This window comes from Gordonia sp. 'Campus', from assembly GCF_022206305.1.
GTDB lineage: Bacteria > Actinomycetota > Actinomycetes > Mycobacteriales > Mycobacteriaceae > Gordonia.
In genome coordinates this window covers 46,009-68,541 of the sequence record NZ_JAKOIW010000019.1, presented here as the reverse complement: position 1 = coordinate 68,541, position 22,533 = coordinate 46,009, and the positions used below count along the sequence as shown (strand labels likewise).

The 22,533-nt window shown below is 67.1% G+C and carries 19 protein-coding genes; 13 read left to right on the top strand and 6 right to left on the bottom strand.

What is annotated here, in order from left to right:
* Positions 1–64: 64 nt before the first annotated feature.
* Entirely contained in the window at positions 65–634 is a 570-nt protein-coding gene (locus tag MAY35_RS18525; RefSeq protein WP_238422766.1) for a hypothetical protein, read from the top strand.
* 110 nt (positions 635–744) lie between these two features.
* On the opposite strand, the gene MAY35_RS18520 is transcribed toward MAY35_RS18525, so the two are convergent.
* Positions 745–1,401 carry a hypothetical protein gene (locus MAY35_RS18520; RefSeq protein ID WP_238422765.1) on the bottom strand — a complete coding sequence of 219 codons (657 nt, stop codon included), beginning with the start codon at positions 1,399–1,401 and terminating at the stop codon, positions 745–747.
* A gap of 278 nt (positions 1,402–1,679) precedes the next feature.
* Between MAY35_RS18520 and MAY35_RS18515 the strand changes: the two genes are divergently transcribed.
* Positions 1,680–2,405 carry a FadR/GntR family transcriptional regulator gene (locus MAY35_RS18515; RefSeq protein WP_238422764.1) on the top strand — a complete coding sequence of 242 codons (726 nt, stop codon included), beginning with the start codon at positions 1,680–1,682 and terminating at the stop codon, positions 2,403–2,405.
* A gap of 10 nt (positions 2,406–2,415) precedes the next feature.
* Here MAY35_RS18515 and MAY35_RS18510 read toward each other — a convergent pair whose 3' ends face one another.
* Genes MAY35_RS18510 through MAY35_RS18500 form a run of 3 tightly spaced genes read right to left on the bottom strand, consistent with a single transcriptional unit; the run spans position 2,416 to position 7,629 of the window.
* The gene (locus MAY35_RS18510) at positions 2,416–3,681 is read right to left on the bottom strand and encodes an amidase (RefSeq protein WP_374237980.1); all 1,266 of its coding nucleotides are present in this window, start codon (positions 3,679–3,681) and stop codon (positions 2,416–2,418) included.
* Between the two features lie 47 nt (positions 3,682–3,728).
* Positions 3,729–5,549 (bottom strand): hydantoinase B/oxoprolinase family protein, encoded by a 1,821-nt coding sequence (locus tag MAY35_RS18505; protein ID WP_238422763.1) that lies wholly within the window; start codon positions 5,547–5,549, stop codon positions 3,729–3,731.
* Between the two features lies 1 nt (position 5,550).
* Positions 5,551–7,629: a hydantoinase/oxoprolinase family protein gene (locus MAY35_RS18500; RefSeq protein WP_101820405.1), complete on the bottom strand. Its 2,079-nt coding sequence runs from the start codon at positions 7,627–7,629 to the stop codon at positions 5,551–5,553.
* A gap of 254 nt (positions 7,630–7,883) precedes the next feature.
* Between MAY35_RS18500 and MAY35_RS18495 the strand changes: the two genes are divergently transcribed.
* The 8 genes from MAY35_RS18495 to MAY35_RS18460 all read left to right on the top strand — a co-directional run bounded on the left by MAY35_RS18495 (position 7,884) and on the right by MAY35_RS18460 (position 16,321).
* Positions 7,884–8,438, top strand: coding sequence for a MaoC family dehydratase (locus tag MAY35_RS18495; protein WP_065632054.1), 555 nt, complete (start codon positions 7,884–7,886; stop codon positions 8,436–8,438).
* Positions 8,435–9,661: a CaiB/BaiF CoA-transferase family protein gene (locus MAY35_RS18490; protein WP_238422762.1), complete on the top strand. Its 1,227-nt coding sequence runs from the start codon at positions 8,435–8,437 to the stop codon at positions 9,659–9,661. The genes MAY35_RS18495 and MAY35_RS18490 overlap by 4 nt, the downstream gene beginning before the upstream one ends.
* On the top strand, positions 9,658–11,043 hold the full coding sequence (locus tag MAY35_RS18485) for an MmgE/PrpD family protein (protein ID WP_238422761.1): 1,386 nt from the start codon (positions 9,658–9,660) through the stop codon (positions 11,041–11,043). The genes MAY35_RS18490 and MAY35_RS18485 overlap by 4 nt, the downstream gene beginning before the upstream one ends.
* Positions 11,044–11,117: 74 nt before the next feature.
* A complete protein-coding gene (locus MAY35_RS18480) occupies positions 11,118–12,281 on the top strand; it encodes an acyl-CoA dehydrogenase family protein (RefSeq protein WP_004020855.1) in 1,164 nt (387 codons plus the stop codon).
* The gene (locus tag MAY35_RS18475) at positions 12,278–13,120 is read left to right on the top strand and encodes a CoA ester lyase (RefSeq protein WP_238422760.1); all 843 of its coding nucleotides are present in this window, start codon (positions 12,278–12,280) and stop codon (positions 13,118–13,120) included. Before MAY35_RS18480 ends, MAY35_RS18475 begins: the two co-directional genes overlap by 4 nt.
* Before the next feature lie 65 nt (positions 13,121–13,185).
* Positions 13,186–13,695, top strand: a complete 510-nt coding sequence (locus tag MAY35_RS18470; RefSeq protein ID WP_238422759.1) for a hypothetical protein — start codon at positions 13,186–13,188, stop codon at positions 13,693–13,695.
* 92 nt (positions 13,696–13,787) lie between these two features.
* Positions 13,788–15,356 carry a hypothetical protein gene (locus tag MAY35_RS18465; RefSeq protein WP_238422758.1) on the top strand — a complete coding sequence of 523 codons (1,569 nt, stop codon included), beginning with the start codon at positions 13,788–13,790 and terminating at the stop codon, positions 15,354–15,356.
* Between the two features lie 38 nt (positions 15,357–15,394).
* On the top strand, positions 15,395–16,321 hold the full coding sequence (locus MAY35_RS18460; protein WP_238422782.1) for a S9 family peptidase: 927 nt from the start codon (positions 15,395–15,397) through the stop codon (positions 16,319–16,321).
* Positions 16,322–16,329: 8 nt separating this feature from the next.
* Here the strand turns inward: MAY35_RS18460 and MAY35_RS18455 are convergent, their stop codons facing one another.
* Both MAY35_RS18455 and MAY35_RS18450 read right to left on the bottom strand, forming a co-directional pair.
* Positions 16,330–17,355 (bottom strand): 2Fe-2S iron-sulfur cluster-binding protein, encoded by a 1,026-nt coding sequence (locus MAY35_RS18455; RefSeq protein WP_238422757.1) that lies wholly within the window; start codon positions 17,353–17,355, stop codon positions 16,330–16,332.
* Positions 17,356–17,357: 2 nt separating this feature from the next.
* Positions 17,358–18,569 carry a cytochrome P450 gene (locus MAY35_RS18450; protein ID WP_238422756.1) on the bottom strand — a complete coding sequence of 404 codons (1,212 nt, stop codon included), beginning with the start codon at positions 18,567–18,569 and terminating at the stop codon, positions 17,358–17,360.
* Positions 18,570–18,810: 241 nt separating this feature from the next.
* Here MAY35_RS18450 and MAY35_RS18445 point away from each other — a divergent pair, with 241 nt between their 5' ends.
* The 3 genes from MAY35_RS18445 to MAY35_RS18435 all read left to right on the top strand — a co-directional run bounded on the left by MAY35_RS18445 (position 18,811) and on the right by MAY35_RS18435 (position 22,527).
* Positions 18,811–19,749, top strand: a complete 939-nt coding sequence (locus MAY35_RS18445) for an AraC family transcriptional regulator (RefSeq protein ID WP_238422755.1) — start codon at positions 18,811–18,813, stop codon at positions 19,747–19,749.
* Positions 19,750–20,010: 261 nt separating this feature from the next.
* Positions 20,011–21,453 (top strand): cytosine permease, encoded by a 1,443-nt coding sequence (locus tag MAY35_RS18440; protein ID WP_238422754.1) that lies wholly within the window; start codon positions 20,011–20,013, stop codon positions 21,451–21,453.
* A gap of 114 nt (positions 21,454–21,567) precedes the next feature.
* Positions 21,568–22,527, top strand: coding sequence for a phosphotriesterase (locus MAY35_RS18435; RefSeq protein WP_238422753.1), 960 nt, complete (start codon positions 21,568–21,570; stop codon positions 22,525–22,527).
* The last annotated feature ends 6 nt before the right edge of the window (positions 22,528–22,533 follow it).

Below are 22,533 nucleotides of genomic sequence, written 5' to 3'. Positions count from 1 at the left end.
GCGCCGAGCCTGACACGTTCGGCGGTCTCACTGCTGTTCCCTGCTCGGCGCATAAAGTCAGGTGGTGTCCCGCAGCGGCTTCGATACTTGTCGCGCGTGCTTCTATCAGGGGAGAGAGATGGCACGCTTCGGTCGAGTTCGTTCGGGTGTAGTGGCCCTGGCGGTGGTGTTGTGTGCCGTGATGCTGGCCTCGGCCTGCGGGTTTCAGGAACCGCCGTCTCGCAAGAGCATCGACGCCGACGACGCTGCTGATCGCGTCGAACAACGGAGTGTGCACGTCCCCGGTGGTTTCGAGTTCTCTCAGGGCTTTGTGTGGCCGGTGAATTCAGTCGGCTCCTCGGCGTTCGCCATCCGGTACGACGGTCCTGCCGGTCAGTTCCGGACGTTGCGGGCGGCCGACGGCAGTGGCGTGTTGTCCGAGTTCGAGGATCTGCCGTGCGCGTCTATCCCCTCACCTCGCAGATACGATCTCGTCGAGCTTGGTTTGTCCTGCCCCGCCGGCGGTGGTGCGCGGATCAGCCGCTCCGAGAGTGGCCGCGAGCCCGACAGCCCCGTGGGCCAGGTTGAACATGCCGTCATTCTGAACCTAGCCCCGCCGCACACCCAGCTGTTCGTTATATACGGGGGGACGTAGCCGAGCCGCCGGCGCACAGTCTGGCGACTCAGCTACCTACTGACTTGCTAGCGCAAGCCTTCCCACGCGATCTGGCTGCCGTGTCCGAAGACCTGGAACCACTCGTTGATTTAGAGCCGGAACCCTGGGAGCTCAATCCCGGTGACGAACTCGACCGGCAGCGATCCGTCATAGTTGGTGTCGTAGTCGTACACGTCGTAGGTGTGTGCCTGCTGCACCAGTTTGATCGGATGCCGGCCAGCCGGACCGGGCCGGGCGATGACTGAGGTGCACGCCGACATCGAGTACACGCCGGCCGAGTACCACTGATCACTACCGGGCAGTCCTCGGGTCACAATCCAGCCCTTGTACTCATCTCCCTTCTCATCCTTGCCGATCGCGAGGAAGGTCGCCTTGAAGGGCTTGTTGAGCCGATCAGCGAACTCGATGGCGGTCGCGACCGTGCGGTCACGATTGGCGGCGCGGACCGGCGCGGGTGCAGTGAAGCCATCGAAGCCAGTGAACGACACTTCCATCCACTCATCGACCGTGCTCGGCGCCAACGTCACGTCGATGCCCGGGTCTTCGTACAGGTGCTTCCACAGGTAACGGGCAACTTCCCCACCCCCCTTGGTGGCCAGGGCGTTATCGACCAGGACCGCTTCCTGGCGATTCTGCTCCGACAGGGAGCCGTCGGGATCATCGACGGTATTCCAGTCCGCGAAGGTGTCTGGCTCGGGCGGCCACACGGGATACTCCGGGAAAATCCAGGTGTCGTCGAGGGTCAACTCCTCAGAGTCGTCGACCTGATGGACGCCGCCGAGCTGGCCGTCCCACAGTTGGATCGTGCCTCGCTGGAACGTCTGCGAGACGTTGTCACCGGTATAGACAGGGCCAGCCGTCGGATAGCCGTACGGTCCGGCTTTGTATGCGTGTCCAGACGCTGCGTCGCCACCGACGAAACTATCGTCGCAATTGCCGCATCCGAAAACCGTTGCTGCAGCGTCGTGTCCGGGTCGTCGATCTGGTAAGTTGGGTCACACCCATTCCACGATCGGAAGACGTTGTGACAGAAGCGAATAAGTCCGCCCGCCGCCCGGCATATCAGGTGGTGGCCGACGCGCTTCGGGTTCGCATCCTGGCCGGCGAGCTGACCCCGGGCACCAGACTGCCACCCGACACCGAGCTGCGCGCCGAGTTCGGGGTGGGGCAGAGCACCGTGCGTGAGGCCATCCGGTCCCTCGCCAGCGAGAACCTGGTCCACACCACGCGCGGTGTGACGGGTGGAACGTTTGTCGCGACCCCCGACATCAGTCAGCTCAGTGCCCACCTCGAAGCCGGGGTCACCTTGCTCGCGGCGGCCGAGGGTGTGACCGTCGATCAGCTGATGGAGGTCCGGCAGCTCACCGAGGTCCCCGCCGCCGGGGTCGCCGCCTACCGGCACACCGACGCGCACCTGGAAGAGTTGCGCGCCACCATCTTCGACCCCCTGGGTGAGATCGGTCCCGAGGTGTACGCGAACAACCAGGAATTCCATCGCGTGCTGCTCCGCGCCGCCGACAACCCGCTCCTCGACCTGATCACCGTGCCGGTCTTCCGGGTGATCGGCAGCCGGTTCAGCCGGGACACCGCACCCGAGGACTTCTGGAAGTGCGTCGACGAAGACCACCGGGCCATCCTCGAGGCGGTCGAGGCGCGGGACTCGATGACCGCGATGACGCTCATGCGCCGCCACCTCGACCACCTCGGCGACGTCTACAAACAGATGGATCTGCTCCGACGCCAGAGCTGACGCGGGCGCCTCACCCGTCCACGCGGACCGGCGGGCGTCGAAGGTGCCAGTCGGTGTGCTCCTGGTATTGCTCGGCCAGCGCGAACAGCGTGGCCTCGGCGCCGTGGGCCGCGGTCAGCTGAGCCCCGATCGGCATCCCGGACGGGTGAACTCCCACCGGCAGCGCGAGCGTCGGGCCGTCGTGCAACGACCACGGGTAGGTCAGCTGCCCCATCCGACGCGCCTGTTCCACCACCGCATCACCACCACCCAGCAGTGGGACGTCGACGGGCATCGCCGGCGTGAGGACCGCGTCCACCGTGGCGAACACATCCAGCAGGGCCGAACGGAACTCGTCGCGCCGGCGCAGCGCACCGACCAACTGCTCATCGGAGATGCTGAGTCCCAACCGGATTCGCTCACGAGTCGCCGGTTGGAACCGACTCGGCTCGTCGCGCAACCGCTCCGCGTGGGTCTTCGCGAGATCGGCGTAGATCAGCGTGTAGACCACGTCCTGTGCCGTGTCGGCCAGGGGCACAGGCATGTCGACGATCCTGTGACCAAGCCGGCGTAGCAGGTCGGCGGTCCCGAGCACCGCGTCACGAATCGCCGGGTCGACCTCGTCGGTGACGAACGGCCAGGGCACCGCGACACGCATCGGCCCGGCGGTCGCCGGCCCGGGGTCGGCGCCGGCGAGCACTCCGAACGTTTCCCGCACCAGAGCGGCCGATCGGGCGAGCGGACCGACGGTGTCGAAATCGGCACTCACCGGGAAGATCCCGGTCATGTCGAGCACTCCGACGGACGGCCGCAGGCCGGTCACACCGCAGCACGCGGCAGGCAGCCGGATGGATCCGCCGGTGTCCGTGCCGAGGGACACGTCGACGATTCCCGCCGCCACCGCGACACCGGACCCACCGCTCGATCCACCGGGTACGCGGTCGGCGGCCCAGGGGTTCACCGGCCCACCCGATGCCGAGTTCTGACTCGTCACACCGACGGCGAACTCGGCGAGATTCAGTGTCGAGGTGAGGACGGCACCGGCCTTTTTCAAGGCGGTCACGCACGCCGCGTCGGCGGATGCCACCCGGTCGGCGAAGTACTCGGACCCACAGGTGGAGCGCACGCCACCGACCTCGATGTTGTCCTTCACCCCGATCCGCACACCCGACAGGGGGCCGGACGCCGCAGGATCGGACCGCAACTCGGCGGGAACCCACGAGATGACCGTGTTCAACCGCTCGGCAACGGAAACGACGTCGGCAGAACGACCTTCGCCCGCTTCGCTCTCGGACACGCCGGAGGGGCCGGCGCTGGAATCGCCGGCCCCTCCGATGTCACTGGTCAGGACGCCACCCGCGACGCGCGGAGCTGCTCGGTGGCCGCTGCGTCGACGGTCCAGTCGTCGGTGTTCACGACGACACCGTAGTCCTGACGCGCCTCGTCCGCGGACAGGTACTCGTCCCACACGTCGGAGAGCACCGCGAACGGATCGCGCAGGAACGGATCGCCGAAGCCACCGCCCGACGGCATCCGGATCTCGAGACGCTCGCCCTCGCGGATGACCTCCTGGGTCACCTTCGAGAACAGCACCTCCTCTTCGGGCGTGCCGGGGTTGCGGACGAACGAGCCCGATGCGCCGTCGCCGCCACCGAGCGCGCCTGCGGGCGGGTCGGTGCGGTTGTCTGCCTCGGAGCCGAGGAAGGTGTCGGTCTGCATGTACCAGGTCCGCACGCTGCCGATGCCGCCGCGCCACTGGCCGGGTGCCGGTGACTCGTCGCGGAGCTCGTAGCGCTCGGCACGCATCGCGTGGTTGAGCTCGAGTTCCTCGATCGGGTTGTTGCGGGTGTTGGCCATGAGGGCGTCGACGGCGTCCATGCCGTCCTTGCCGTTACGGGCGCCGTAGGAACCTTCGTTGATCTCGATGTAGACCCAGTACGACTCACCGTCCTCGGCCAGACCCGAGTACGCGATGGCGCACAGCGCCGCCGACGAACCGGCGATCGCCCGCTCGGGCAGCACCGGCGCCAGCGCCAGGTTGATCGAGTCGAAGATGCGGTTGACCTGCGAGAAGCGAGCGAAACACGATGCCGGGAAGTCCGGGTTGAAGATCGTGCCCTCCGGCGCGTAGGCGCGCACCGGGCGGAAACACCCGTCGTTCTGCGGGACGAACTCCTCGGTGAGGTACTCGTCGAGCAGGATGGTGCGAATCGCGCTCACCGCCACCGGCAGCACCGAACCCTCGAACGGCACGTTGAACGCCGTCGGCACCTGGTCGTTGGAGCCGGTGAGATCGATGAGGACGTCCTCGTCCTCGACCTGCACGCGCACGGCGACCTTCAGCGGCACACCGCGGTTCTTGCCGTCGTCGTCGAGGTAGCCGATCGGTGCCTCGTAGCTGCCATTGGGGATCTGGCGGATCCGGCTGCGCAGCATCTCTTCCGAGTAGTCCATCCACCGGTCGGCGGCACTCATGACGGTGTCGAGCCCGTGCTTCTCGAGCAGTTCGACGAACCGCTTCTCACCGATACGCGAGCAGGCGATGAGAGCCTCGAGGTCACCGCGGTTCTGCTCCGGGGTGCGCACGTTGTCCAGGATGTGCTGGATCAGCATGTCGTTGCGGACGCCGCCGTCGTAGATCTTCATCGAGTCCATCAGCTTGCCCTCGGCCCAGACGTCGACGACGTCCATGCACAGGCCGGGGAAGTTGCCGCCGATGTCGGAGACGTGACCGGTGCAGCCGGCGAACCCGATGTGCTCGCCCTCCCAGAAGATCGGGATGATCACGCCGTAGTCGGGGGAGTGCGCGGCACCGTGATACGGGTGGTTGTGCAGGATCACGTCACCGGGCCTGTAGGTACCGGCGAGCTTGCGGTTGACGCCGCGGATGTAGGCGGGGATCGAACCACAGTGCATCGGAGTCGAATCCGACTCGCACAGTTCGCGACCGTTGACGTCGAAGATGCCGGCGCCGAGATCCTCGGACTCACGGATGAGGCTCGAGTAGGCCATCCGGTAGAGGACCTGGGCCATCTCCTTGGCCATCGAGTTCAGCGCACCACCGATGACGCGCAGGGTGATCGGGTCGACCTCGACGGTGTTCCAGGTCCGGTTGGCCTCGGCGGCGAGCGAAACGCCCTCCGTGGGCATCAGAGCTTTCGCCATGTCAGGCGCTCCTCTCGATGATGATGTGGCCCACGGCGTCGACCGTGGCCTTCTGTCCGATGCCGACGATGGTCGTCGAGTCGAACTGCTGGACGATCGCGGGACCGTCGAAGGTGTTGCCCGCCTTGAAGAGTGCGCGGTCATAGATGGGGGTGTCGACCCATTCCGGATCGGCCGAGTCGTTCTTCCAGAACAGCGCGCGAGTGGTGGCCTTGATCGCCGACGACGCGTCCGCGTCGCCCTTCTCGATCTCGGCGATGCGGATGTGCTCGACCGCGCCCACTCCGGTCACGCGGATGTTGACCAGCTGGACCGGCTTGTCGTCGAAGCGTTGCGAATACGTACGACCGTGGACCTCGTGGAAGGTGGCCGCGGTCTGCTCGACCCATTCGTCGGTGATGTCGCCGGCGGGTGCGGGGACCCGGAGCTCGTAACCCTGTCCGACATAACGACAGTCGACGCTGCGCTCGAGAGTGATCGCGTCCTCGGCGATACCGTCGGCGCGAAGCTGGGCGACGGCCTGCTCGGACAGCCGGTCCATCTCGCGACGCAGCAGCTCCAGATCGGGTTCGGCCGACGAGGTCCACACGGTGGTCGGCACCTCGTAGCGAACATCGGTGGTCAGCAGGCCGACCGCCGAGGTGATCCCGGGGTGACCGGGCACGATGACACGCGGAATGCCGAGGTGTTCGGCGATCTGCCAGGCGTACAGGGGCCCGGCGCCACCCTCGGCGACCAACGAGAACTCGCGCGGGTCATAGCCTTTGCGCACCGAGTGCAGCGAGATGGCCTCGGTCATCGAGTGCGCGAGGATCTGGAAGATGCCCATCGCCGCGTGCTCGATGTCGGCACCGAGCTTGTCGGCGATGTGGGTCTGGACCGCCTCGGTGGCGAGTTCGGTCTTGACCTCCATGGTTCCCGACAGGAAGCTGTCCTCGCGGAGCCAGCCCATGACGACCATCGCGTCGGTGGACGTGGGTTCGGTGCCGCCGCGGTTGTAGCAGGCCGGGCCGGGCATGGCGCCGGCGCTGCGCGGTCCGACGCGGAACATGCCGCCCTCGTCGATGCTGGCGATGGATCCGCCGCCGGCACCGATGGTGTCGACCTCGGCCATCGGCACCATCGCGTGGTAGTCGCCGATGCGGGTGTCGAGCAGGTGCTTCATGCGGAGCTTGCCGTCGGGGGCGACGCCGATGTCGGCGGAGGTGCCGCCCACGTCGAGGGTGATGACGCTCGGGTAGCCCGACGCCTTGCCGATGAAGCAGCCGCCGAGGAGTCCGGCGACGACACCGCTGGTCAGGAGCGAGACAGGGACCTCGCTGGCGCTGCGCGACGTGACGAGACCGCCGGCGGAGGTCATCAGGTGGACGTCCTCGCCGACCTGTGCGGCCTTGGCCTTGCCGGCCAGGTTCTCGATGTAGCGGGAGGTCTTGGGGCCGACGAACGCGTTGAGCGCGGTGGTGGAGAAGCGCTCGTACTCGCGGTACTGCGAGGCGACGTCGCTGGACAGCGAGACGAACACGCCGGGGTACTCCTCGGCGATGATGTCCCGGACGCGGTGCTCGTGGGCCGGATTGCGGTAGGCGTGCAGGAAGGCCACCGCGATGGCTTCGACACCGCGCTCGCGGAGCAGGCCCACCTCGCGGCGAACGGCATCTTCGTCGAGCGGGGTGAGCACGTTTCCGGCCGCATCCATCCGCTCGGCGACGGTGCGCCGGTTGCGACGGGGCACCAGCTGCCACTTCTGCCACGGCAGATCCTGGTAGTTGGAGTAGTTCAGGGGGCGCTTCTTGCGCGCGATGTGCAGGATGTCCCGGAAGCCGTCGGTGGTGATCATGCCGACGTCGCTGCCGTTGTGCTCCAGCACGATGTTGGTGGCCACGGTCGTGCCGTGGAAGAACATCTCGATGTCCGCGACGTCGATGCCCGCGCGTTCGGCGAGCACCCCGATCCCGTCCATCGTGCCGATCGAGGGATCGTGGTTGGTCGACGGCGTCTTGTGCACCGTGACCGTCCCGTCGTCGTCCCACAGGACCAGGTCGGTGAACGTGCCGCCCACATCCACGCCGATTCGCTTCATCGAAACTCGCTTCCTCTGTACATGCCGTCACCCCGACGTCTTCAGCTGTATCCCGTTGACGGGAGTGATCTGAGCCATAGCTGCGCTCCGGAGCATCATGCAATACATCGGAGGGTTTCGGCAACACCTGCGACGAAACTCAGGGTATTGCCAGGATGGACACATCCTTGACGTTCTAAAGATCAGATGTTTATGGTGGTCCGCGTCACGGCTCGTTGTGTGCACTCCACGACGCCGCACCCTGAGGAGGACCATTGACCACCCATCCCGCCACTCTCGGACGCTTCTTCGAGGACTACGTCGTGGGCGACGTCTACCAACACCCGATGGGCCGCACCATCACCGACACCGACAACGCGTGGATCACGTGCCTGTCGATGAACACCAACCAGAACCACTTCAACTCCCACCTCGCCGCGACGAATCCCATCACCGACGGCAAGGTCATCGTGAACTCGGGTCTGACCATCGCCCTGGTCCTCGGACTCTCGGTCATCGACATGAGCCAGAACGCGGTCGCGAACCTGCAGTTCACCGACGTCAAACTGGCCCACCCGGTCTACGTCGGCGACACCATCTACGCCGAGAGCATCTGCACCGACCTGCGCCTGTCACAGTCGCGTCCCTATGCGGGGATCGTGTCGATGGTGACCCGCGGGATCAACCAGGACGGCGAGGTCGTCATCTCCTGGAAGCGTTCGGTGATGGTCGCCACCCGCGAGAGCGGCATCGGACAGAACTACTTCCCCGAGGTCAAGGCCCCGTCCCTGACCGAACTGACCGGAACCACCGAGGGGAGCGTCGGATGAAGCCGCTCGAGGACGTCCGCATCATCGCCATCGAGCAGTACGGCGCCGGCCCGTTCGGCAGCGTCCACCTCGCCGACCTCGGCGCGGACGTGTTGAAGATCGAGGAGCCGCAGTCCGGCGGCGACGTCGGAAGGTATGTCCCCCCGTACAACTCGGGCGAGGATTCCCTGTTCTTCGAGGCCTTCAATCGCAACAAGCGCAGTCTCTCATTGGATCTCGCGACCCCCGGCGGTCGCAAGGTGTTCGAGGACCTCGTGCGGACCAGCGACGCGGTCTACTCCAACCTGCGCGGCGACGTCCCGGCGAAGATCAAGATCACCTACGACGACCTCAAACACCTCAACCCGGCGATCGTCTGCTGCAGCCTCACCGGCTTCGGCATGACCGGTCCGCGCGCCAAACAGCCCGGTTACGACTACATCCTGCAGGGCCTGGCCGGCTGGATGGACCTCACCGGCGACCCGGACGGACCCCCCACGAAATCCGGTCTGTCCCTGGTGGATTTCTCCGGCGGATTCGTCGCCGCCCTGAGCCTGATGGCCGGTCTGCACGCCGCGCGCCGGGACGGTGTCGGCGGCGACTGCGACGTCTCGCTGTACGACACCGCGGTCTCCATGCTCACCTACCCGGCGGCATGGCATCTCAATGCCGGTTACCGTCCGGGTCGCACCAAGAATTCGGCGCATCCGTCGCTGGTGCCGTTCCAGGCCTTCGAGGCCACCGACGGTTGGTTCGTCGTCGGCTGCGCCAAGGAGAAGTTCTGGGTGCGCCTCGCCGAGGCCATCGGTCTGGCCGAGCTGCTCGACGACCCGCGGTTCACCGACTTCGCCGCCCGCGGACAGCACAAGGACGAGCTGCTGCCGATCCTGGAGAAGCGATTCGCCGAGTCGACCGTCGACCACTGGGTGTCGCTGCTGACCGAAGCCGGGGTTCCCACCGGGCCGATCAACGACGTCGAGCAGGCGCTCACCGAGGAGCACACGCTCGCACGCGGTCTCATCGCCACCACCGAACACGAGGTGTGGGGTGAGGTCCGGCAGGTGACCTCGCCGGTGCGTTTCGGCACGGACAAGACGGAGTATCGTCGGGCACCGCATCGCAACGAGAACTTCGACGAGGTGATGGGTCTGCTGGGCTACAGCGCGGACGACGTCCGTGGTCTCGTCGACGGCGGCGCCTTCGGCGCGGTCGCCCAGGCTCCCTCTGGTCAGGCCCCGTCGTGACCGCCCGCCGACTCGCGAGCTGGGCCGCCGGCCTGAGCATCGACGCCATCCCCGAGACCACCCGCCGCGCCGCACTCCGACACCTGCTCGACGGCATCGGCAACGGGATCGGGGCCCGGCGCCTCGGCCAGGGCGGACCGGGGTTGACGGTGGCTCGCGCGCTCGGCGGTCCCGCCCAGGCCCACCCGCTCGGAGATGCCGAGGCGATCTCGGCCCCCGCGGCGGCGTTCGCCAACGGCGTGCTGATGCATGCGCTCGACTTCGACGACACGCACGCCGGCGCGCTGGTGCACCCGACGACGGTCGTGGCCCCGGCGGTGCTGGCGGTCGCCGAGGAGGTCGACGCGACCGGCGCCGACACCGTCGTCGCGCTGGTGGCCGGGCTCGAGGTCGCGTGCCGTCTCGGCGCGGCTGCGCCCCACGGGTTCCATGCGCGCGGACTGCACGCCACCGCCGTCGTCGGTCCGCTCGCCGGTGCCGTCGCCGCCGGATTGCTGTACGGCGCCGGGACCGGTGTGCTCACCAATGCGATCGGCATCGCCGCGTCGTCGTCGGGTGGGCTCCTCGAGTTCCTCGACACCGGCGCGAACACCAAGACCCTGCACCCCGGGAACGCCGGCTTCAGCGGTGTCCTGGCCGCGCGGCTCGCGGTGGCCGGGGCGAGCGGACCCGAGTCGGTGCTCGAAGGCCGCCGCGGTCTGTACCGTGCGCTCGCCGATCGCGAGATAGATCCCGACACCATCGTGGCCGACCTCGGAACCCGCTGGGAGAGCGCCAGTATCGGCATCAAGCCGTATCCGAGTTGCCAACTGATGCATGCCGCACTCGACGCGGTCGGCGCGGCAGTGGTCACGGCCGGTGAGCAGGGGCGCGAGATCGTGCCGGGAGAGATCACGAGCATCGCCGTCGACGTCCACCCCGACAGCGTCGAGATCGTCTGCGGCCCGGGCACCGGTACCCGCAGCCCGCGCAGCGTCTACGACGCCAAGTTCGACCTGCCGTGGAGCGTCGCCGCCCTCGTGCACGACGGTGCCGTCACCGTGGACACCTACGCCGTGGACTCGATCGGGCGCCCCGAGGTCGCGACCACCGCGGGACTCGTCGAGGTCACCACCGTGCCCGATGGCCGCCCGGCCGCCGACGCCGCCGGCCGGGCGGTCATCACCTTCGCCGACGGCTCCCGGGTCGTCGGCGAGGTGCCGTGCAGCCGTGGCACTTCGGGCCGGCCGATGGACGACGACGCCGTGGCCGCGAAGTTCCGTGGGAACAGCGGTGGCGGAGATGCCTCCGATGACCTCGTCGACGCGGTGTTCGGTCTCTCGAACGCGTCGTCGGTCGTACCGATCACCACCCTCGCGACGACCATCGTCGCCGCCGGCTGACACACACCACGCCCATCTCGCCGTGGGTTTGCCGCCGCGAACCCGTCCGGTCACGCCTGAGAGCAAGGATCACAATGGATTTCAGCTTCAACTCCGAACAGCGCGACTTTCGCGCCGCCCTGCGCCAGCTCGTCGACAAGGAGATCATCCCGGTCGCCAACGAGTGGGAGCGCACCGGCCGGTATCCCACCGAGATCGTCGACCGGTTGCGGGAAATGGGTCTGTTCGGGATCACCACGCCGGAGGAATTCGGCGGACTCGAACTCGACATGGTGTCCTTCACCCTCGTCTACGAGGAGCTCGCACGCGGTTGGATGGGCATCGCCGGAATCCTCGGCAGTCACAATCTGTCCTGCTGGATGATCGCGCGCCACGGCACCGACGAACAGAAGGCACAGTGGCTCCCGCGCCTGGCAAGTGGTGAGTGCCGCACCGGAATCGGCCTCACCGAGCCCGGGGCCGGAACCGATCTACAGGGCATCAAGACGACCGCCACCAAGGACGGCGACGACTACGTCATCCGCGGCACCAAGACCTGGATCACCAACGCGCGTCACGCGAATGTGCTCCCGGTACTGGTGAAGACCGACCCGTCGGCCACCCCGGCCCACAAGGGCATGAGCATCCTGCTGGTGGACACCACCACTCCCGGCTTCGAGGTCCAGCGGGACATGGGCAAGCTCGGCTACAAGGGCACGGAGTCGTGCGAGATCTTCCTCGACGAGGTGCGCGTCCCGCAGTCGACGCTGCTCGGCGGCGTCGAGGGCCGGGGCATGCAGCAGGCGCTGTCGGGCCTCGAGATCGGCCGGTTGAACATCGCCGGCCGTAGCGTCGGCATCGCGCAGGCGTCGTACGACGCCGCGCTCAACTACTCCCGGGAGCGGACCGCGTTCGGCAAGCCGATCTCGGACTTCCAGGCCATCCAGCTCAAACTCGCCGACATCGCCACACAGCTGCAGGCCGCACGGTTGATGACCTATTGGGCTGCGGCCAAGGCGGATTCGGGTGCGCGCGTCGACGGTGAGGCCGGCATGGCCAAGTACTTCGCGTCGGAGACCGCGATCACCGCGAGCCTCGAGGCGATGCGCATCCACGGCGGATACGGCTATTCGACCGAGTTCAACGTCGAGCGGTATTACCGTGACGCGCCGCTGATGTCGATCGGTGAGGGCACCAACGACATCATGCGCACGGTCATCGCCAAGGCGCTCGTCAACGGCACCGTCACGGTCGGATGACGCAGGCGCTGGTCTTCCTCTACGTCCCGGGTGACCGGCCCGAGCGCTTCGACAAGGCGGTCGGCTCGGGGACCGATACCGTGGTCCTCGACCTCGAGGACGCGGTGCCGTTGTCGGGCAAGGACACCGCTCGCATCGCCGTCGGCGGGTGGCTGGAGAACCGCGACCGGGACGGCGTCCCCGCCTGGGTGCGGGTCAACCCCGGAGCCGAACTCCTCGACGACCTCACCATGGCGGTGCGTGCCGGGGCCGACGGCGTCTGGCTGCCGAAGGTCGACGACGCGGCGACGCTCGAGCGGGTGGACGCCATGCTGGCCGAGCTCGAGGCCGAGTGGGGACGACCCCGCACACCGGTGTCGCCCCTGATCGAGACCGGGGCCGGACTCTGCAACGCGGCGTCCATCGCGGCCGGACCGCGGGTCGAGTTCCTCCAGATCGGCGAAGTCGACCTCGCCGCCGACCTCGGGGTCACCACAGTGGTCGGCAACGAACTGCTGTGGGCACGCTCGCAGGTGGTCGCCGCGTCGGCCGCCGCACGGATCGGTCCACCGCTCGGGGCGGCGTCGCCGGTCATCGACGACCCGGACGGCTTCGCCGACGAGACCCGACGGCTGACCGCCATCGGTTTCCTCGGGCGCGCCTGCATCCACCCGCGACAGATCGCTCCCGCCCGCGCGGGGATGGCGCCGACCGACGCCGAGGTCGCCTCCGCCCGCGACGTCCTGACCGCCTTCGACGCCGCGGGAGGCGCCGCGGCCACCGACAGTGCGGGCCGTCTGATCGACGAGGCGGTCGCGCGGATCGCCCGACGGACGCTGGCCCGGCAGACGCAGGCCTGACACCGGGTGGTACGCAGTTCGGTGGCGGTCGGTGACTCGCCGGCCCACGCGAAAGGCGGTCCCACATGACCACGACCATCGAGACCGGCTCGGTCACGGAACGTCCGGCACCGAAGAAGAAGGTCCTCTACGTCGACATGGACAACACCTTGGTCGACTTTCAGTCCGGGGTCGACCGCCTGAGTCCAGAGATCCGGGACGAATATCAGGACCACCTCGACCATGTGCCGGGCATCTTCGCCCTGATGGATCCGCTGCCCGGTGCGCTAGCGGCCTTCCGTGAACTCGCCGAACTCTTCGACACCTACATACTGTCCACGGCGCCGTGGGAGAACCCGAGTGCGTGGACCGACAAGCTCCTCTGGGTGAAGAAATACATCGGCGGTGACGAGGACTCGCCCGCGTACAAACGCCTGATCCTCTCCCACCACAAGAACCTCAACCGCGGCGATTTCATCATCGACGACCGGGAAGTGCACGGCGTCAAGGAGTTCAAGGGCGAGCACATCTTCTTCACGCAGCCGAGCTATGAGGACTGGAACGTCGTGATGAAGTACATGCGCACTCTGGCGTGATTCGTCCTCAATTCTGGGACAACACCAGAAATGCGACCGATCTTTTCTCAGGATTTGTTCAGGATGTCCGTTTGGCCCGCTAATGTTCAGCAATGCGCAAAGGTAAGGGCCGCTTTCGTCGGTCGATCCGTCTTTCGGCGGCCGTTCTCGTACTGACCCTGGCGACGACCTTCTCGTTCGTCGCAGCGGGTACCTCCGACGCCGCGCCCGTGGTGAACCCGCAGTCCGGCAAGGTGGTCGCTCGATCCGACTTCCAGGTCAAGCGGGACGGCTTCTCCTTCGAGAACTGGGGACCGAACACCCCCGAGCACACGCGAGGTCTGTCGATCGACGGGATGCGCGCCGTCTTCGGAGACGAGGTCTGCGCACGCGTCGTGCTCGGCGTGTGTTCGCCGACGACCGTTGCCGAACTCCTGCAGGACGAGTTCAACGACTCGATGACCGGTGGGCACTGTTTCGGCATGGCGGCGCTCGCCGGCTTGTATTCGACCAAACGTCTCAGCCCGTTCCCGCTCGCGTTGCCCTGGCAGCCCGTCTACGGGATCCGACCCTCGGCGCCGCTCGACGAACTCATCGCCCGCATGTTCATCACGCAGGGCTTCCCACCGACCGACCTCGTGCAATCGGAGGTCACGGTCGCGCAGGCACTGTCGCAACTGCGGTCCGCCTGGGCACGCAACGACAACTACGTGCTCGCGATCTACACCGACGAGGAGCAGTCCGCCGGACACGCAATCAACCCGATCGCCATCCGCGACCTGGGCCAGGGCAAGCGCGGCATCGTCGTGTACGACAACAACTTCCCAGGCGTCGAGAAGATGATCGTGGCCGATCCGGCCGCCAACAGCTGGTACTACTCGACGGCCACCAATCCCACCGAGCCGACCCTGCTCTTCCAGGGCTCGCCGAAGAACAGGATGATGCTCGTCCCGCTGGCGCCGATCCTGGCCCGACACCAGGATCCGGACCTGCGCAACGACGAGACGGTGGTCATGGTGTCGGACACCAACGGTGGCGCACGCGGTGTCGGCGACGTGGACTGGGACGTGCGCGTGACCGACCTGTCCGGACGCGCCATTGCGGGTGTAGACAAGAAGGTCCATTTCAACAACGACAACTCCGCGACGATCACGGTGCCCGCCGGGCGCACCTTCCGACTCGTCGTCGACGGTGTCGAAGCCGGCCGGACCGCGGACATCAATGCGACCGTACTGAGCGCGGGCGGAGCGGTGGCGCTGGGCGACCTCGAGGTGCCCGCGGGCGCGGTGGCCGCGATCGACGTCGATCCGGTCCGTCACGGACTGCGCGTGAGCTCGTCGGCACCGTCGACCGCCGAATTCGCGGTGGCGACCGAGAACTCGCTCCGGTCGTTGTCGACCGAGACGACGCAGCTGGCGATCGGTCCGGGATCGGCTGTGGCCGTAGGAACCACGACGACCGGCGTGAGTGTCCGGTCCGAGGGTCGGGCCCAGCGGTTGCGCCTCTCGGTCGAGCGCAGTGACACCTTCACCGATCGGACCGCGGTCAGCCCGTCGGTGATCACGCTGCCCGCCGACGCGACGGTCGCCGTGCCGGTGAACCTCTGGACCGGGTGGGGCCCGATCCTCGCGACGGTGCGCAGCGGTCCGTCGATCACGCCGGTGCCGCTGAGCGTTCGGTGAGGTCGCCCGGGGTGCGGAGCGTCGTCCGACGGCGGCGGATGGTCGCACTTCTCGGCGTGTTGGTGGCGGGGGTGACCGCCTGCGCCGATACCGGTTCGGACGCGCCGGCCGCCACGTCGAGCAGCGCGGCGTCGACCGCGGAGTACCTCGACGAGGTGACCGTGCATCGCTTCGACTATCCGACGCCCGATGGTGGTGACTCCGAACAGAACTGGGCGGAGCTGTATCTCCCGGCGGGGGAGCAGCGTGTCGATTCGATCCCGCTGGTGGTCCTGATCCACGGTGGTGCTTGGCAGAGTGCGCTGGGCGCGGACATCTTCGAACCGCTCGCGCAAGATCTCGCGGGCCGGGGCATGGCCGTCTACAACATCGAGTACCGGCGAGTCGGCTCGGGCGGCGGCTGGCCGACGACGTTCCGCGACGTGGCCTCCGCGCTCGATCACGTGGCCGTCGTCGATCGGGAGTTCCCGCAGATCGACACCGATGACGAGCTCGTCGTCGGACACAGCGCCGGAGCGCAACTCGCGGTCTGGGGTGGTACCCGGCACAAACTGGACGACGACGAGGTCGGTGCACGACCGGTCTTCCGTCCCACCCGGGTCGTGTCCCTCGCCGGACCTCTCGACATGGTCTACGCGGCAACCCACGGTGACGACCGCATCGTGACGGCGCTCGGCGGGACGCCGCGGCAGATCCCGCAGCGCTACACGATGGTCGATCCGATCCAGAACATCGATCCGGACACACCCGTCGTCGCCGTGCACGGGACGGCCGATCGGATGGTGTCGCCGGTCAATTCGCAGCGCTACGTCGACGCCGTCGTCGAACAGGGGGGTGAGGCCGAGGCCGTGCTGATCAAGGGCGGCAGCCACGGATCGGTGGTGTCCTCCGACGCAGCCGAGTATCCGCGCGTCCTCGACATCATCACCGGTGCCTCGGCAGCCGACATCGAGGACGTCGCCTGAGCGTCGGGTCAGATGGTCACCAACGAGATTGCGGGGGTGTACTTCTCCCGCCTGATCCGGCGCGGAGGCATCCGCCTGCGTTTGAGCGCCTTGACTCCCGCTTCCACCATCGCGGGCGGACCGCACAGGTAGGCCGCGTGATTCCGGCAGGAGTCGAAGTCCTCGGTCAGCGCGTCGCCGACATACCCGGTGCGGCCGGACCACGGTTCGCGGCTCAGGCACGGCGTGTACCGGAGGTTGGGGTGCTCGTCGGACAATGCGCGCCAGAAGTCGACGTCGTAGAGCTCGGCCTGCGTGCGCACGCCGTGATAGACGTGGATCTCTCGCGTGGGGTCGAGGTCGAGCGCGGTCCTGGCGATCGACTTGAGCGGGGCGAGACCGGTGCCGCCGGCGAGCAACACCAGGCCGATGCCGAGATCGTCCGGCTCATAACAGAAGTCGCCCCACGGACCGGTCATCGCGACCGGTGCTCCGACGCTCAGTGAGGAGAAGATCCACCCGTCGGTGGCCAGGCCGCCGGGCTGGCGTCGGATGTGGAACTCGAGTTCGTCGGATCGACTGGGTGGGTTGGCCATCGAGTAGGGGCGCGTCTGGCCCGTGCCCGGTATGGACAATTCGACGTACTGGCCTGCCGTGAACTCGAGCGGTTCGTCGAGCAGCACCGTGACCGCGACGGTGTCGTCGGCGATGCTCGTCATGCTGCTCACCGTCCCGGCGAGGTCCCGCAGGACGTGGTGAGGTGTGCCCGCGTCCTGCACGGGTGGTTCGACGACGACGTCCGAGGTCGGGATCGACTGGCATGACAGCACATAGCCCTGGTCCTGCTCGGCGGTGGACAATATGGAGTCGTCGACCGGCGGGGAGACCACCGTCCCTCCGAGGACGCGCACCTTGCAGGTGCCACATGTTCCCTGGTTGCAGGAGTTGGGGATCCAGACCCCGTTCCGCAGGAAGGCGTCGAGCATCTTCTGTCCGGTCCCGCACCGCACGGAGGATCGGCCGGCCTGGACGGTGACAGTGGGTGAGTCCGGCATCGTCACACCTCCCACACCGTGTGCAGCGAGGTCGGACCACGGAATCCCCAGCCCCAGAACTCGACGTCGCCGGCGTTGTCGCGTTCGAGGTTCGGAATCGATTCGAAAAGTTCCTCGAGCGCGATCCGGCAGACGTGGTTGGCGAAGTAGATGCCCGCGCACGCGTGATTGCCGGCGCCGAAGGCGAGGTGGGGAAGCGGTGGCCGGGTGATGTCGTACTCGGACGGGGCCTCGTAGACGGAGTCGTCGTGGTTGGCCGAACCGTATGACATCAGCACCACCGAACCCTCCGGCAACTCGACGCCGGCGACCTCCACGTCCTTGGTGCTGATGCGAGCCGTCGCCGACCAGATGGGCGAGGTCCACCGCATCCCCTCGGAGATGGCGCGCGGGATCAGACCCGGCTCGTCGACAACCTGCTCGAACTGGTCGGGGCGGGTGAACAGACCGACGAGGGTCGACGCCATGGCGTGACCGGGCTCTTGCATCGCGCCGAGCAGATAGACGTACAGCGTCGGGTAGATGTAGTCGCGGTCGCGGGTCTGCCCGTCGGGCATGCCGTCGTGCAGCCAGTGTGAGATCGCGCTGTCGTCGGGATTCACGATCCAGTTGTCGATGAGCGGATTGACGATGGATTGGATCTCGAGTTTCGCCGCGTCGGCCTCGGCGAAGCCGCCGGGGTTGGTGAACTCGCCGTTCTCGTCGACACCCGCGTTGGTGAAGGAGTTCGACAGTTTGTGGAACCACTCGCGCAGCTTGTCCGAGCTCACCGACTGCAGTCCGAGCAGGTCACCGAGAGCACGGACGCTGACCGGTTCGCAGTACTGCGCGACCAGTTCGGCCTTCCCCATGTCCTCGAAGTCGGTCAGGTACCTGCGGGCGATGGGACGGACCAGGTCGTCGATCCAGCGGTCGACCTCTTGTGGTTGCAGTGCCGGGTCGACCATCGAGCGAAGGTCCTCGTGGATCGGTCCGTTGACGCCGATGACCGCGGGATGACCGAAAGTACGTCCACCGGCTTTGGTGATCACCGCTTCGAAGTCGGGGCTGGTGGCGATCGACCGGCAGATGTCGGCAGTGGTGGCCACGTACGAACCGAGGACCGGCACATAGGCCAGGGGCGCCTCGGCCCGCAGCCGTTCGTAGACGGGATACGGGTTACGTTCGAGCTCGGTCATGGTGATGTCGTCGATCCAAGAGATGGTGCTGGTCATCGTCGTCTCCTCGTGGTGTCGCGATCGGGGTTCCGGGGACCGGGCGGGCTGCACCGGTGTGGTGTGTGGCGACATTAGGGATCGGCTCGTCCCGGGGCGATACGCGAAGCGCGATGTCGGCACGGATTCCGCGATCGATGTGAGCTCGATCTCGACAACACTGGCGAGTGCGGTGGATCACCAGGTTGAATCGGGGGACCGGCACACCCGGCGGATCTGGATCGGAGCACGAGGAAGAACGATGCCCACGCGGAGTGGTACCCACACGAAGGACTGGGAGACGGCGCATCGGGCCGTCGAAGAGGTGTACTTCCCGCACGAATTGACCGCCCTGTCCGCACCCGACCGGCTGGAACTGATGCTGCAGACGGTCGAACTGGGTCCGGTCACCATCGGGCGGCTCAACTGGGGGACAGACGTGTCCATCGCGTGTGACTATCCGGGTGCGTATGAGGTCAACATCCCGATCCGGGGAGTACTGGATTCGCGTGCGGGTTCGGTGCGCACGACATCCGAACAGGGCAAGGCGACGGTGTTCACCGCCGGTCGTCCTTCGGTCATCACCAGGTGGTCAGCCGACTGCGACGTCGTCGGGGTCAAGTTCGACGCCGAGTACCTGGAGCGTGAGGCCGACCGGGTACGGGCGACGGCGTTGCGGTCGCAGTTGATGCTGCCGGATCAGATCGATCTCTCCGGACCCGATCAACAGGCGTGGTTCTCCCTCGTGCGCGCGCTGTCGGCCCAGATCCGTGAACCAGCGGATCTGTTGTCCAATCCACTTGTCGGACCCCAACTCGCGAGTGCGATCAGCAGTGCCTTCCTCCTCGCGGTGTCGCCTGCGGACGCAGGTACGGGGCTCCGGCCGCGGACGGTCAAGCGGGTGCTCGACGCGTTGCACGACGATCCCGGCAGGGACTGGCGTCTGGCGGACATGGCCGAACTCGGCGGGACGAGCCTGCGTCGTCTGCAGGAGGGATTCGCCGAACACGTCGGCTCGAGCCCCACCCGAACGCTGCAGGACATCCGCCTCGACCGTGCGCACACCGAGCTCACCTCCCCGGACAACGCCGGCACCGTGACGGAAGTGGCTGCGCGATGGGGGTTTTCGAGTGCGAGTCGGTTTGCGGCGGCCTACCGCAAACGCTACGGTGTGCCGCCGTCACAGGACCGTCGGCAGTGATCTGGCTGCGACTGGCAGACCTCAACTCGACCGATGGACTTCGATCGAGGTCTGCCGGTCGAGTTGAAGTCTGTCGGTCACAGGATCGGGCCTCCCTGCCGATGGGATGAGACAGACTGTCCTTGACGATCCGGTAGTGAACGAACAATCTGTCAGTGTCCTCAGCGGCCCAGAGCAGATGAAGATGTACGCACAGCGCATCGTCGCGCGATATGACCATCGCGCCCGAATCCATCGGGCCGACCACTCTGGACGGACTCCATGACCGCAACCGATGCCGCACCTTCGCCGGCCCCCGGCCCCGACCATTCGGTTCTGCAGGCCGAGGCCGAACTCGAACTCATCCCCGAATCCGCGAAGACCCACGATGTACGCGGCCAGTTCTGGATCTGGGCCGGGGCCAACATCGCGCCGATCAACTGGGTGCTGGGCGCACTCGGCGTCACGATGGGCCTCGGGCTGTGGGAGACGGTGGCCGTCCTCGTGGCCGGAAACGTCATCGGCATGACGATCTTCGGCATCTTCGTCGTCATCGGGCAGCGCACCGGGGTGACCGGCATGGTCCTCTCACGTGCGGTCTTCGGGCGTCGCGGCGCTTACGTGCCGGCCGCTGTGCAGGCGCTCGTCTGCATGGGCTGGTGTGCGGTCAACACCTGGATCGTCCTCGACCTGGTGATGGCCCTGCTGGGTGAGCTCGGCCTCGTCGACCCCGACCTGGACAACAACGCCGCGCGGATCGTGGTGGCCGCCGTCATCATGGTCATGCAGGTGACGATCGCCTGGTTCGGATACCGTGCCATCTCGGCATTCGAGCGCTGGACCGTGCCTCCCACGGTGGCCATCCTGTTCGTGATGACCGTCGTCGCCTGGGTCGGCCTCGATGTCGACTGGGGACGGTCCACGGCCCCGGAACTGACGGGCTCGGCCCACATCGGTGCGATCACCGCGGTGATGACCGCCATCGGCATCGGCTGGGGACTCACCTGGCTCGGATATGCGGGCGACTACTCCCGGTTCGTGTCGCGAGATGTGCCGTCCCGCAAGCTGTTCCTGGCCAGCGCGCTCGGTCAGTTCATCCCCGTCGTGTGGCTCGGCGTCCTCGGCGCCTCGCTGGCTACCCTCAGTGACTCCGCGGACCCGGGCGAGATCATCGTCGACGCCTACGGTGCACTGGCACTGCCCGTGCTGCTGCTCGTGGTCCATGGTCCGCTCGCCACCAACATCCTCAACATCTACACGTGCACGGTCTCCACACAGGCGCTCGACATCCGCGTGGACCGTCGGGTGCTGAACGTGATCATCGGCGTCGTCGCGATGGCGATCGTCGTCTACTTCGTGCTCAACAGCGACTTCGCCACGACCATCGACAGCTGGCTCGTCTCGATCGTCGGCTGGTTGAGCCCGTGGGGCACAGTCGTTCTGGTGCACTGGTTCCTCATCGCCCGACGACAGATCGACGCCGAGAGCCTCTTCGCGAAGCCGGCCGACAGCGTATTGCCCATGGTGCGCCCGACGGCTCTCATCGCCCTCGCGCTGGGTGTCGTCGCAACCTGGCTGTTCATGTACGGCATGCTGCCCGCGCTGCAGGGCCCGGTCGCGGTCGCGCTGGGCGGCGTCGACCTGTCGTGGCTCGCCGGGGCGATCGTCGCGGGCACCTCGTACTGGGGGATGGAGAAGGCCACCTCCACTCGCACCGCCGCCTGACACGTATGCGGAGCGGTGCATGTCGCGACCGCCGAAACACGGTCCCGGCCGGCGCCGGTCGATTAGGGTTCGGCGCAGCGGGAGGCGACGCGGCCTCCCGGTGAGGAGGGTTCCATGGCCACCGTTCACACCGCGACCGGCCCCGTCGACTCGGCCGACCTCGGACACGTGCTGGTACATGAGCACGTCTTCATCGTCGGGGAGGAGTTCCGCCAGAACTATCAGGACGACTGGGACGAGGACGCCAAGGTCGCCGAGGCGGTCCGCGACCTGACGGAGCTCAAGGAACTGGGCATCGACACGATCTTCGACCCGACCGTGCTCGGCCTCGGTCGCTACATCCCCCGCATCCAGCGCATCGCCGAGCAGATCGACCTCAACATCGTCGTCGCGACCGGCCTGTACACCTACAACGACATCCCGTTCCAATTCCACTACGCCGGACCCGGCATGTTGTTCGACGTCCCGGAGCCGCTGGTCACCCTCTTCACGAAGGACCTCACCGAAGGCATCGCCGACACCGGTGTCCGGGCGGCATTCCTCAAGTGCGCCATCGAATCCCAGGGTCTGACGCCCGGCGTCGAACGGGTGATGCGCGCCGTGGGGCAGACGAGTGCGCAGACCGGCGCGCCGATCACGGTGCACACCGATCCGCACAGTCAGTCGGGCCTGGTGGCGCAGCGTGTGCTGGCCGAAGAGGGAGCCGACCTCACCAAGGTGGTGATCGGCCACTCCGGTGACAGCGTGGACATCGACTACCTGATGAAGCTCGCCGATGCGGGGTCCATCCTCGGCATGGACCGCTTCGGCCTCGACCTGCTGCTGCCCTTCGACCAGCGCGTCGACATCGTCGTCGAGCTCTGCAAGCGCGGGTACGCCGACCGCATGGCGCTGGCACACGACGCCGCATGCTTCATCGACTGGTTCGACCACGAGGCGAAGAAGCAGGCGCTGCCGAAGTGGAACTACCGACACATCAGCGAGGAGGTGCTCCCGGCGCTGCGCGAACGCGGCGTCAGCGACGCCGACATCACGACGATGCTGGTCGACGTCCCTCGACGCTACTTCGAGTAGCCGGCG